The organism is Escherichia sp. 94.0001 (assembly GCF_013369155.2).
In the GTDB taxonomy this organism is placed as follows: domain Bacteria; phylum Pseudomonadota; class Gammaproteobacteria; order Enterobacterales; family Enterobacteriaceae; genus Escherichia; species Escherichia coli_F.
Genome location: NZ_JABWMS020000084.1, coordinates 1 through 12,979 on the forward strand (window position 1 = coordinate 1; position 12,979 = coordinate 12,979).

At 48.8% G+C, this 12,979-nt stretch carries 12 protein-coding genes; 8 read left to right on the forward strand and 4 right to left on the reverse strand.

Annotated elements, in window-relative coordinates; translation table 11 throughout:
• Window positions 1-10: 10 nt before the first annotated feature.
• Both HEN33_RS22370 and HEN33_RS22375 read right to left on the reverse strand, forming a co-directional pair.
• Window positions 11-607 (reverse strand): hypothetical protein, encoded by a 597-nt coding sequence (locus HEN33_RS22370; RefSeq protein ID WP_183083470.1) that lies wholly within the window; start codon window positions 605-607, stop codon window positions 11-13.
• A gap of 111 nt (window positions 608-718) precedes the next feature.
• The gene (locus HEN33_RS22375; protein WP_115738916.1) at window positions 719-1,654 is read right to left on the reverse strand and encodes a tetratricopeptide repeat protein; all 936 of its coding nucleotides are present in this window, start codon (window positions 1,652-1,654) and stop codon (window positions 719-721) included.
• A 417-nt stretch (window positions 1,655-2,071) separates the two neighbouring features.
• Here HEN33_RS22375 and HEN33_RS22380 point away from each other — a divergent pair, with 417 nt between their 5' ends.
• Window positions 2,072-3,436: an MFS transporter gene (locus HEN33_RS22380; protein WP_176263261.1), complete on the forward strand. Its 1,365-nt coding sequence runs from the start codon at window positions 2,072-2,074 to the stop codon at window positions 3,434-3,436.
• Window positions 3,437-3,562: 126 nt separating this feature from the next.
• Here the strand turns inward: HEN33_RS22380 and yajQ are convergent, their stop codons facing one another.
• Window positions 3,563-4,054, reverse strand: coding sequence for a nucleotide binding protein YajQ (gene yajQ, locus HEN33_RS22385; protein ID WP_001138904.1), 492 nt, complete (start codon window positions 4,052-4,054; stop codon window positions 3,563-3,565).
• Between the two features lie 167 nt (window positions 4,055-4,221).
• Here yajQ and panE point away from each other — a divergent pair, with 167 nt between their 5' ends.
• Both panE and yajL read left to right on the forward strand, forming a co-directional pair.
• Window positions 4,222-5,133 carry a 2-dehydropantoate 2-reductase gene (panE, locus tag HEN33_RS22390; protein ID WP_000705835.1) on the forward strand — a complete coding sequence of 304 codons (912 nt, stop codon included), beginning with the start codon at window positions 4,222-4,224 and terminating at the stop codon, window positions 5,131-5,133.
• Window positions 5,096-5,686, forward strand: a complete 591-nt coding sequence (yajL, locus tag HEN33_RS22395) for a protein deglycase YajL (protein ID WP_001276329.1) — start codon at window positions 5,096-5,098, stop codon at window positions 5,684-5,686. Before panE ends, yajL begins: the two co-directional genes overlap by 38 nt.
• Window positions 5,687-5,739: 53 nt before the next feature.
• On the opposite strand, the gene thiI is transcribed toward yajL, so the two are convergent.
• Complete coding sequence (thiI, locus tag HEN33_RS22400) at window positions 5,740-7,188, reverse strand: tRNA uracil 4-sulfurtransferase ThiI (protein WP_106907582.1); 1,449 nt, start codon at window positions 7,186-7,188, stop codon at window positions 5,740-5,742.
• Between the two features lie 205 nt (window positions 7,189-7,393).
• On the opposite strand from thiI, the gene xseB reads away from it, so the two are divergent.
• The 5 genes from xseB to HEN33_RS22425 all read left to right on the forward strand — a co-directional run.
• On the forward strand, window positions 7,394-7,636 hold the full coding sequence (xseB, locus tag HEN33_RS22405; protein WP_001124935.1) for an exodeoxyribonuclease VII small subunit: 243 nt from the start codon (window positions 7,394-7,396) through the stop codon (window positions 7,634-7,636).
• Window positions 7,636-8,535, forward strand: a complete 900-nt coding sequence (ispA, locus tag HEN33_RS22410; RefSeq protein WP_000347229.1) for a (2E,6E)-farnesyl diphosphate synthase — start codon at window positions 7,636-7,638, stop codon at window positions 8,533-8,535. The genes xseB and ispA overlap by 1 nt, the downstream gene beginning before the upstream one ends.
• Before the next feature lie 24 nt (window positions 8,536-8,559).
• Window positions 8,560-10,422, forward strand: a complete 1,863-nt coding sequence (dxs, locus tag HEN33_RS22415; RefSeq protein WP_000006812.1) for a 1-deoxy-D-xylulose-5-phosphate synthase — start codon at window positions 8,560-8,562, stop codon at window positions 10,420-10,422.
• Between the two features lie 179 nt (window positions 10,423-10,601).
• Window positions 10,602-11,576: a 1-deoxyxylulose-5-phosphate synthase YajO gene (gene yajO / locus HEN33_RS22420; RefSeq protein WP_001199776.1), complete on the forward strand. Its 975-nt coding sequence runs from the start codon at window positions 10,602-10,604 to the stop codon at window positions 11,574-11,576.
• A 230-nt stretch (window positions 11,577-11,806) separates the two neighbouring features.
• On the forward strand, window positions 11,807-12,979 hold a 1,173-nt coding region (locus HEN33_RS22425; protein WP_183083471.1), incomplete at its 3' end, for a pentapeptide repeat-containing protein.

The window sequence follows — 12,979 nt, forward strand, 5'->3', positions numbered from 1 at the left end:
CAGCCTGAGTTCACAGATAAAACACTCTCCAGGAAAACCGGGGCGGTTCAGACTGTTCCGTCATCCACGCATAGCTGCTATTTTTACCGTCAAATTTACCTTTTGCGGCTAAATATGCGCGTTCATTTTTTTGATTCGCTTGGGTGATATTGTCTGTCTCACTGACGACCCGCCATCCATTAGCTTCTTTTTTCACCAGTATTTCTGCCGGGTAATACATCTTTTTTTCTCCAGTTAACCCCGCCAGTTTAACGAAACTAACCATGACAACATCTGGTCTATTATCCGGATTAAACCTGTTGTAAGGTTGCATTTTTACTTGATCGACGATTTCTTGTTGAAACTGGACGTTCTTTTGCAAAAAAGCCTGCACTTTTGCACTAACCTGCGACGCGCTCATTTTCACACCATACCATTCAACCTGATCAGCATATATCGTCTCTGGTTGTACATTTTCCTTTTTGCTCAACATCGCATTCCATCGCTCAATAAGTGCAGTGATTTGCTGTTTATCAACTGATGTCAGTTCCGCTTGCGCACTTACCGGAAAAATCGTCCACAACAGCAACAAAACTACGGTTATAGATTTAACACTATGAGAAAACATCTCAGCACCTGTCCTTTACTATTCATTTTCTGCGATTTGTGCAGGGAGATATTTCTACCCATACTCGTATCGGCCTTTTTATTTGTACACATTCGCCAGCACCCTGAGAATTCAAGGTTTCGGATGTATTGCCCCCGCCTGCAAAAGATCTACATCCTTGCCTTTAATGGTTGCCGTTGCGGCAACGATTGTGGTCCTTATTGCTGCACAAGATTTTCGTTCAAATTCCGGTTTATAAAGAATAAGCAACGAATTACTGGTAAATGAATCAAGCCGGTAATCTGTAAAGTTAATATCCAGTCGGTTTAAGCCGAAAGGTGCAAAGCCGACCGTTTGAATAGTTTCCTTACCTGACGGACTCTTGATGTTGTACGTAACACGAAGATTGGCCACTTCGCCTAATTTATTGGTTTTGGCAAAGAGGCTATCCATGCAGGAAAAACCTTTATCTAAAAAATTATCCCGCATTCCAGAACGGGTAATCGTGATCACAGGTAACGTATCGTCAACCGTTTTTCTGTCAATCATATCTTTTCGACAGGCGGCCATAAAGTCTTCCGGACCAGCATAAATGTGAACACCCTTATCAAGATATTCTTTCGCTTTACTACAATCCACCTCGACATACTGACCATTGGCGTACATCATGCCCAACCTGGACCATGCTAAATTCACACCGCGTTGCGTAGCCTGATTAAATAACGTATACGCTTTGGCGTAATCCACTCGCACCTGTTCACCTTCGTAGTAGATATTTCCCAGCGCTAACGGAGCTTCTTCATCACCTTGTTTAGCGGCTAACTCGAACCATTTAATGGCTTCCTGAACGTTGGGTTTGGTATCGTAGCGGGGCTGATAATATTCCCAGCCTAACAGGCTTTGCGCGTCGACATCCCCCGACTCAGCCATTTTATGCAGTGTCCTTATCACATCGGGGGCAGGCTTTTCACTGTATATGCTGTCATACAATTCATGCGCTTTCTCGCTTGCCAGTGAACCTTGTGAGGCAATTAATAAAATAGCCAATAAACTCTTTTTATTTAACATAAATAACCTTTATGCATCCATCACTATATTTTTCAATATACCTAACCACCAAACATCCACTTCATGAATAAATACACAGCCATAACAACCTCAGGTAATAAGTAAACATTTAAGCTGAAGCAGAATAACCAGCACCTCCAACACCTCTATTTATTGCGATAAAATAACACCATCCTTTAATAAAAAAATCACACGCTCATCAACAAATCCGAAAATAATATCATTCGTGGCAGGATAAAATCAGGCGAGCTTTTCATTTGTTATATTTAACGCACAAAGTATTAATGGCAAGAATACGAGAGAAGCGCATGCCTGACGTAAAAATCACGCTCTTATGTAATATTTACTCATTAACACTCTGTTTACCCAACATGCGCTCCGCACTACACTATGTGGGCAATTTTTTAAGAGGTGGTAATGAACGATTATAAAATGACGCCAGATGAGCGGCGCGCGACCTGGGGTTTAGGGACCGTATTTTCATTGCGCATGCTGGGCATGTTTATGGTACTGCCGGTTCTAACTACGTACGGTATGGCACTGCAAGGTGCCAGTGAAGCATTAATCGGTATTGCCATTGGTATTTATGGCCTGACTCAGGCCGTTTTTCAGATTCCGTTTGGCCTGCTCTCAGACCGTATTGGTCGCAAACCATTAATTGTCGGCGGGCTGGCGGTGTTTGCTGCCGGTAGTGTTATCGCTGCGCTTTCCGACTCAATCTGGGGAATTATTCTGGGCCGGGCGTTACAAGGTTCTGGAGCGATTGCCGCTGCCGTTATGGCGCTACTTTCTGATCTCACGCGCGAACAGAACCGTACCAAAGCGATGGCGTTTATCGGCGTGAGTTTTGGTATTACCTTCGCCATTGCGATGGTGCTTGGCCCAATCATCACTCACAAACTTGGGCTGCATGCGCTGTTCTGGATGATCGCTATTCTGGCAACAACCGGTATTGCGTTGACCATTTGGGTTGTGCCCAACAGCAGCACGCACGTACTTAATCGTGAATCCGGGATGGTGAAAGGCAGTTTCAGCAAAGTGCTGGCAGAACCGCGACTGCTGAAACTCAACTTCGGCATTATGTGTCTGCACATGCTGCTGATGTCGACGTTTGTTGCCCTGCCCGGACAGTTGGCTGATGCGGGGTTCCCGGCGGCTGAGCACTGGAAGGTCTATCTGGCGACGATGTTAATCGCCTTTGGCTCGGTTGTGCCTTTCATTATCTACGCGGAAGTTAAGCGCAAAATGAAGCAAGTCTTTGTCTTCTGCGTCGGGCTGATCGTGGTTGCGGAAATTGTGTTGTGGAACGCACAAACGCAGTTCTGGCAACTGGTGGTCGGCGTGCAGCTTTTCTTTGTGGCGTTTAATTTGATGGAAGCCCTCCTCCCCTCGCTTATCAGTAAAGAGTCGCCAGCCGGTTACAAAGGTACGGCGATGGGCGTTTACTCCACCAGCCAGTTTCTTGGCGTGGCCATTGGCGGTTCGCTGGGTGGCTGGATTGACGGCATGTTTGACGGTCAGGGCGTATTTCTCGCTGGCGCAATGCTGGCCGCTGTGTGGCTGGCTGTCGCCAGTACCATGAAAGAACCGCCGTATGTCAGCAGTTTGCGCATTGAAATCCCATCGGACATTGCCGCAAACGAGACGTTAAAAGTGCGTTTGATGGAAACTGCGGGTGTCAAAGAAGTGTTGATTGCAGAAGAAGAACATTCAGCTTATGTGAAAATCGACAGCAAAGTGACGAATCGCTTTGAGGTTGAACAGGCAATTCGTCAGGCATAAAAAACGAGGCGAATTGCCTGTTGCGCTACGCTTTTCAGGCCTACAAAGTTCCTGAGTGACAAATCTTTGTAGGCCGAATCAGGCGTTCATGCCGCATCTGACATGAACAAAGCGCAGGTTGTCGCATTAATCGCGGAAGTTTTTGAACTGGAACGGCTGACCCAGATCGCCACCACGTACCATCGCCATGACAGCCTGCAAATCATCACGAGATTTGCCCGTCACACGGATCTCATCGCCCTGAATTTGCGCCTGCACTTTCAGTTTGCTGTCTTTGATCATCTTGACGATTTTCTTCTGGGTCGCGCTTTCAATGCCCTGTTTCAGTTTCGCTTCCACAAACCAGGTTTTACCGCTATGAACGATATTTTCCGGTACATCCAGCGAACTGCCTTCAATGCCGCGCTTCAGCAGCTTGGCACGCAGAATATCCAGCAACTGATTGACCTGGAAGTCGGACTCGCTCAACACTTTGATGGTTTTGCTGGCGTCGTTCAGCTCAAATGAGGCTTCAACGTTACGGAAGTCAAAACGGGACTCCACTTCGCGGCTCGCGTTATCGACCGCGTTTCGTGCTTCCTGAAGATCAACTTCAGAGACAATATCGAAAGATGGCATCTTTTCCTCTCCCTTCATTTTTGATGCGAAGCATAATACCTGCAAAGTTAAATAACCGACAGTCCTGCACCAGGACGTATCCCTTAATTGTGCATAGTCGCAACAGCATGCACAATTAAGGGATAGCCTTATTGAACACCCGGAGTGGTTGCGGGTGAGGAGGAACAATGAAAATTACCGTATTGGGATGCGGTGCCTTAGGGCAATTATGGCTTACAGCACTTTGCAAACAGGGTCACGACGTTCAGGGCTGGCTGCGCGTACCGCAACCTTATTGTAGCGTGAATCTGGTTGAAACCGACGGTTCGATATTTAATGAGTCTCTGACCGCCAACGATCCCGATTTTCTCGCCACCAGCGATCTGCTCCTGGTGACGCTGAAAGCATGGCAGGTTTCCGATGCCGTCAAAAGCCTCGCGTCTACACTGCCTGTAACCACGCCAATACTGTTAATTCACAACGGCATGGGCACCATCGAAGAGTTGCAAAACATTCAGCAGCCGTTACTGATGGGCACCACCACTCATGCCGCCCGCCGAGACGGCAATGTCATTATTCATGTGGCAAATGGTATTACGCATATTGGCCCGGCACGGCAACAGGATGGCGATTACAGTTATCTGGCGGATATTTTGCAAACCGTATTACCTGATGTCGCATGGCATAACAATATCCGCGCCGAGCTGTGGCGTAAGCTGGCGGTCAACTGTGTGATTAATCCACTGACCGCTATCTGGAATTGCCCGAATGGTGAATTACGACATCATCCGCAAGACATTATGCAGATATGCGAAGAAGTCGCGGCAGTGATCGAACGCGAAGGGCATCATACTTCAGCGGAAGATTTGCGTGATTATGTTATGCAGGTGATTGATGCAACAGCGGAAAATATCTCATCGATGTTGCAGGATATCCGCGCGCTACGCCACACTGAAATCGACTATATCACTGGTTTTCTCTTACGCCGCGCCCGTGCGCATGGGATTGCCGTACCGGAAAACACCCGCCTGTTTGAAATGGTAAAAAGAAAGGAGAGTGAATATGAGCGCATCGGCACTGGTTTGCCTCGCCCCTGGTAGTGAAGAGACTGAAGCCGTCACCACTATCGATCTGCTGGTTCGCGGCGGTATCAACGTCACCACTGCCAGCGTCGCCAGCGATGGTAACCTGGCAATTACCTGCTCACGCGGCGTGAAGCTGCTGGCGGATGCGCCGCTGGTCGAAGTAGCTGATGGCGAATATGACGTGATCGTGCTGCCTGGTGGCATTAAAGGCGCGGAGTGTTTTCGTGATAGCACCCTGCTGGTTGAAACCGTGAAACAGTTCCACCGTTCCGGGCGTATCGTCGCGGCTATTTGCGCCGCACCAGCCACCGTGCTGGTGCCTCATGATATCTTCCCGATTGGCAATATGACCGGCTTCCCGACGTTGAAAGACAAAATTCCCGCTGAACAATGGCAGGACAAGCGCGTCGTCTGGGATGCTCGGGTAAAATTGCTGACCAGTCAGGGGCCAGGTACGGCTATTGATTTTGGTCTGAAAATTATCGACCTGTTGGTTGGGCGTGAAAAAGCCCATGAGGTGGCATCACAACTGGTGATGGCGGCAGGGATTTATAATTATTACGAGTAGTGTCGGATGCGGCAAACGTCGCATCTGACCAGATGCGACGTAAAAACCACAAATTACGGGCGATACACCTTCACATTGTTAAAGCCCTGCTCGCGCAGATAGAGCGCCTGCAGACGGCTCATCACCCCGCGCTCACACCACAACAGCCAGGTTTTGTTCTGGTCGAGATCGCCAAATTTGGTGCTCAGTTTATAGAACGGCAGAGAAACCACGTCGATACCTTCAACTTTCAGCGGCTTATCTTCTTGTTCATCAACAGAACGGATATCGAGGATCACGTCGTTCGGGCCGAAGCCGTTGACGGTTTCCACTTCCACCACTTCCTGCTCGGTCTGCTGAGCGATTTCGCGGATATCAACGTTATTCGCTTCCTCAACCACTTTATCGAGAATGCTGAAGTCGAACTTCTCTTCTTCCGCTTCAATCTTCGACTTAACCGCTTTCACCGTCGGGCTTTTGGAGATAACACCGCAGTATTCCGGCATGGTGCGGGCAAAATCTTCGGTGCCAATCTGGCGAGCCAGGTTGATGATGTGCTCTTTGTCGTAAGAGATCAGCGGACGCAGGATCAGCGTATCGGAGACGTTATCAATCAGGCGCAGGTTGGTTAGCGTCTGGCTGGACACCTGGCCCAGCGCTTCGCCAGTGACCAGCGCCTGTACGCCGTAACGTTCAGCCACTTTAGACGCGGCACGCACCATCATACGTTTGAGGATTACGCCCATCTGACCATCGTCGATTTTCTCGAGAATTTCCCCGACGACCGGTTCGAAATTAATGGCGACAAAACGCACGCGGTGGGAGCTACCAAAACGGTTCCACAGATAATGCGCCACCTGACGAACACCAATTTCATGCGCCGCGCCACCGAGATTAAAGAAGCAGTAATGCACGCGGCAGCCGCGACGCATTAACATATAACTGGAAACTCCGGAGTCGAAACCACCGGAAATGAGCGAAAGCACATCTTCCTGAGTGCCGATTGGGAATCCGCCAATACCTTCGTAACGACCTTTGATCAGCAGGAGACGATCGTCTTCAACTTCCAGATGGACAGTCACATCCGGATTGGTCAGCTTCACGCGCGCGGATTCAATATGCTGATTTAAACCGCCGCCGACGTAACGTTCCACATCAATCGAGCTAAACTCATGTTTACCACGGCGCTTCACGCGTACGCAGAAGGTTTTACCTTCCAGCTGCTCGCGATACTGAACCAACGCTTTCTCGAAAATATCGTGCATGTCGGTAAACGGCACGTCTTCGACTTCGAGAATATGGTGGATACCCGGAATACGGGTCAGGGCGTCGCGAATAGCCAGACGCTGGTTTTCATCTTTTGCGCGAACTTCGATGTTATCCCAGTGGCGGACGACAGCGAGCGTCTCATCATAGTGCTTTAAAACGTTACGAATGTTCCCGGTAAGGATTTTTATAAAGCGCAAGCGCACAGATTGGCTTTTGATGGTGATTTCCGGGAACAATTTAATGATAAACTTCATGGCGGCAATGGTTCGTTGGCAAGTCTTAAGCGACTTGTATAGGGAAAAATACAGCAGCCCACACCTGCGGCTGCATCCAGGCGCGGAAGTATACCACTAACATCGCTTTGCTGCGCACATCACCTTACCATTGCGCGTTATTTGCTATTTGCCCTGAGTCCGTTACCATGACGGGGCGAAAAATATTGAGAGTCAGACATTCATTATGCCGAAGAAAAATGAGGCGCCCGCCAGCTTTGAAAAGGCGCTGAGCGAGCTGGAACAGATTGTAACCCGTCTGGAAAGTGGCGACCTGCCGCTGGAAGAGGCGCTGAACGAGTTCGAACGTGGCGTGCAGCTGGCACGTCAGGGGCAGGCCAAATTACAACAAGCCGAACAGCGCGTACAAATTCTGCTGTCTGACAATGAAGACGCCTCTTTAACTCCTTTTACACCGGACAATGAGTAATGGACTTTCCGCAGCAACTCGAAGCCTGCGTTAAGCAGGCCAACCAGGCGCTGAGCCGTTTTATTGCCCCACTGCCCTTTCAGAACACTCCCGTGGTCGAAACCATGCAGTATGGCGCATTATTAGGTGGTAAGCGCCTGCGACCGTTCCTGGTTTATGCCACCGGCCATATGTTCGGCGTTAGCACAAACACGCTGGACGCACCCGCTGCCGCCGTAGAGTGTATCCACGCTTACTCATTAATTCATGATGATTTACCGGCAATGGATGATGACGATCTGCGTCGCGGTTTGCCGACCTGCCATGTGAAGTTTGGCGAAGCAAACGCGATTCTCGCTGGCGACGCTTTACAAACGCTGGCGTTCTCGATTTTAAGTGATGCCGATATGCCGGAAGTGTCGGATCGCGACAGAATTTCGATGATTTCTGAACTGGCGAGCGCCAGCGGTATTGGCGGAATGTGCGGTGGTCAGGCATTAGATTTAGATGCGGAAGGCAAACACGTACCTCTGGACGCACTCGAGCGTATTCATCGCCATAAAACCGGCGCATTAATTCGCGCCGCCGTTCGTCTTGGTGCATTAAGCGCCGGAGATAAAGGACGTCGTGCTCTGCCAATTCTCGACAAATACGCAGAGAGCATCGGCCTTGCCTTCCAGGTTCAGGATGACATCCTGGATGTGGTGGGAGATACTGCAACGTTGGGTAAACGCCAGGGTGCCGACCAGCAACTTGGTAAAAGTACCTACCCTGCACTTCTGGGTCTTGAGCAAGCCCGGAAGAAAGCCCAGGATCTGATCGACGATGCCCGCCAGTCGCTAAAACAACTGGCTGAACAGTCACTCGATACCTCGGCACTGGAAGCGCTAGCGGACTACATCATCCAGCGTAATAAATAAACAATAAGTATTAATAGGCCCCTGATGAGTTTTGATATTGCCAAATACCCGACCCTGGCACTGGTCGACTCCACCCAGGAGTTACGACTGTTGCCAAAAGAGAGTTTACCGAAACTCTGCGACGAACTGCGCCGCTATTTACTCGACAGCGTGAGCCGTTCCAGCGGGCACTTCGCCTCCGGGCTGGGCACGGTCGAGCTGACCGTAGCGCTGCACTACGTCTATAACACCCCGTTTGACCAATTGATTTGGGATGTGGGGCATCAGGCTTATCCGCATAAAATTTTGACCGGACGCCGCGACAAAATAGGCACCATCCGTCAAAAAGGCGGCCTGCACCCGTTCCCGTGGCGCGGCGAAAGTGAATATGACGTGTTAAGCGTCGGGCATTCATCAACCTCTATCAGTGCCGGAATTGGTATTGCGGTTGCTGCCGAGAAAGAAGGCAAAAATCGCCGCACCGTCTGTGTCATTGGCGATGGCGCGATTACCGCAGGCATGGCGTTTGAAGCGATGAACCACGCGGGCGATATCCGTCCCGATATGCTGGTGGTTCTCAACGATAATGAAATGTCGATTTCCGAAAATGTTGGCGCGCTCAACAACCATCTGGCGCAGCTGCTTTCCGGTAAGCTTTACTCTTCACTGCGCGAAGGCGGGAAAAAAGTATTCTCCGGCGTTCCGCCCATTAAAGAGCTGCTCAAACGTACCGAAGAACATATTAAAGGCATGGTAGTACCAGGCACGCTGTTTGAAGAGCTGGGCTTTAACTACATCGGCCCGGTTGACGGTCACGATGTGCTGGGGCTTATCACCACGCTTAAGAACATGCGCGACCTGAAAGGCCCGCAGTTCCTGCATATCATGACCAAAAAAGGTCGTGGTTACGAACCGGCAGAAAAAGATCCAATCACCTTCCACGCCGTGCCTAAATTTGACCCCTCCAGCGGTTGCCTGCCGAAAAGCAGCGGCGGCCTGCCGAGCTATTCAAAAATCTTTGGCGACTGGTTGTGCGAAACCGCAGCAAAAGACAACAAGCTGATGGCGATTACCCCGGCGATGCGTGAAGGCTCCGGCATGGTCGAGTTTTCACGTAAATTCCCGGATCGCTACTTCGACGTGGCAATCGCCGAGCAACACGCAGTGACCTTTGCTGCGGGTCTGGCGATTGGTGGCTACAAACCCATTGTCGCGATCTACTCCACTTTCCTGCAACGCGCCTATGATCAGGTGCTGCATGACGTGGCGATACAAAAACTCCCGGTTCTGTTCGCCATTGACCGCGCGGGCATTGTTGGTGCTGACGGTCAAACCCACCAGGGCGCTTTTGATCTCTCTTACCTGCGCTGCATTCCAGAAATGGTCATTATGACCCCGAGCGATGAAAACGAATGTCGCCAGATGCTCTATACCGGCTATCACTATAACGATGGCCCGTCAGCGGTGCGTTACCCTCGCGGCAACGCGGTAGGCGTAGAACTGACGCCGCTGGAAAAGCTCCCGATTGGCAAAGGCATTGTGAAGCGTCGTGGCGAGAAACTGGCGATCCTCAACTTTGGTACACTGATGCCGGAAGCAGCGAAAGTCGCTGAGTCGCTGAACGCTACGCTGGTCGATATGCGTTTTGTGAAGCCGCTTGATGAAGCGTTAATTCTGGAAATGGCCGCCAGCCACGAGGCGCTGATCACCATTGAAGAAAACGCCATTATGGGCGGCGCAGGCAGCGGCGTGAACGAAGTGCTGATGGCCCATCGTAAACCAGTACCCGTGCTGAATATTGGCCTGCCGGACTTCTTTATTCCACAAGGAACGCAGGAAGAAATGCGCGCTGAACTCGGCCTCGATGCCGCCGGTATGGAAGCCAAAATCAAAGCCTGGCTGGCATAATCCCTACTCCACTCCTGCTATGCTTAAGAAATTATTCATAGACTCTAAATAATTCGAGTTGCAGGAAGGCGGCAAACGAGTGAAGCCCCAGGAGCTTACATAAGTAAGTGACTGGGGTGAACGAATGCAGCCGCAGCACATGCGACTTGAAGTATGACGAGTATGGCAGGAGTGGCAGCATGCAATACAACCCCTTAGGAAAAACCGACCTTCGCATTTCCCGACTTTGCCTCGGCTGTATGACCTTTGGTGAGCCGGATCGCGGTAATCACGCATGGACACTGCCCGAAGAGAGCAGCCGTCCCATCATTAAACGCGCGCTGGAAGGCGGCATAAATTTCTTTGATACCGCCAATAGTTATTCTGACGGCAGCAGCGAAGAGATCGTCGGTCGTGCACTGCGGGACTTTGCCCGTCGTGAAGACGTGGTCGTTGCAACTAAAGTGTTCCATCGCGTTGGTGATTTGCCGGAAGGATTATCCCGTGCGCAAATTTTGCGCTCTATTGACGACAGCTTGCGACGTCTCGGCATGGATTATGTCGATATCCTGCAAATTCATCGCTGGGATTACAACACGCCGATCGAAGAGACGCTGGAAGCCCTGAACGACGTGGTAAAAGCCGGGAAAGCGCGTTATATCGGCGCGTCATCCATGCACGCCTCGCAGTTTGCTCAGGCGCTGGAACTGCAAAAACAGCACGGCTGGGCGCAGTTTGTCAGTATGCAGGATCACTACAATCTGATTTATCGCGAAGAAGAGCGTGAAATGCTGCCGCTGTGTTATCAGGAAGGCGTAGCGGTGATTCCGTGGAGTCCGCTGGCGCGGGGACGTCTGACGCGTCCCTGGGGAGAAACCACCGCACGACTGGTTTCCGATGAAGTAGGAAAAAATCTCTACAATGAAAGCGACGAAAATGACGCGCAGATAGCAGAACGGTTAACTGGCGTCAGTGAAGAACTGGGGGCAACGCGAGCACAAGTTGCGTTGGCCTGGTTGTTGAGTAAACCGGGCATTGCCGCACCGATTATTGGTACTTCGCGGGAAGAACAACTTGATGAATTGCTGAACGCGGTGGATATCACCTTGAAGCCGGAACAGATTGCTGAACTGGAAACGCCGTATAAACCGCATCCGGTAGTAGGATTTAAGTAAATTTCGCTTTTCACCCATTTTATCTGCTGAATTCCCCATCGTCTGCGATGATGGGGACAACGTACCTCCCATCATCTTCTGTAACCATAATCCACCTCTGCAAGAGAAATTCTTGGTGAATGAGTTTGCAGCTATTCATCATCTTCATCCCTTTGAGCGATTTTTGATAGTTTCTCCAGGTAATATCCCCTAAAACTGTCTTATTTAGTCAATGTAAGAGGATTACAATCATGATGAAAACCATCACCAAACAACCGATCCTGTTTACTGATGTACCGGTTGCAGATTTAAGAAATTCAATGAAGCAAGATTTAAATCAAAATCTTATCGAAAGGCTATGGAACAAAATTCGTGATTTTTTTCTGGACAGTGATAAGCAAAAAGCATTTAAATCGATTCATAAATACATCAATACATTGTCAGTTCTAAATTATAATTCAGCGTTAACTCCAGATCCCAACTTTAATATAGATGCAACGTCAGATTTAGACTCATATTTAAAGCTGGATTTTGATCGCCTCTCGCCCAAACAAAAGCAGACCACGCTTTGTTGTTTCTGGAATAAAATTGCATCCTCATTACCAGAACCATACAACAGTACCATCAAACATAACATTATTTTTTATAAAGTCGGAGAATATCTGATGATGCGTGGAACTATCTCTATTGTTAACGAGGTAGTAAAGACTTATTCACTCTCAATAGAAAAGGATGACAATGGACATTACGATTTCAGCGGTCTATATCTAGCACACAGCAATATTTCCAGTAAAGATATGGAAAACTGTAACTGCTCAAACGTCAACTTCGAACATACTTATTTTGATGACGTCAATTTTACAAAGGCGAATTGTACAAAAGCGAATTTTAACAGTTGTAGATTTATCAAATGCGACCTGACAAATATGAATTGCACTGGCGCAATTTTTGATAATGCGGTGATATATGGTAAAGAACCTGAGATGCAATATCCAGAAGGAGATCAAATAATACAAAGGATAACTTATCAAAAAACACATGGGAATGAAACGAAAGGGATGATTCTAACTAACTGCTCCTGTGTTAAAACCACTTTCAATTGGGCAGATTTATCAGAAAGTGATTGCCAAAATGTGGACTTTAGCGAGGCTAATCTTTCAAACACTATTCTTCCTGACATCGTCATGATGAAAGGCACGAAACTTTACCGTACCGACCTCTTTAACCCAATATTAAAAGCAGAAGCAGACGCAGAATCAACAGAAGAAAAAGACATTAGCCCATTAGCAAAAATTATTCTTGACTATATTGAATCAGATAAAAACCCTGAGTCATTAAAATTTGATGAAAAATTAACAACCACTAAAATAACACAAGATATCGATAATTTTATTTTCTACAATCAGCATTTAAAAAACATATTC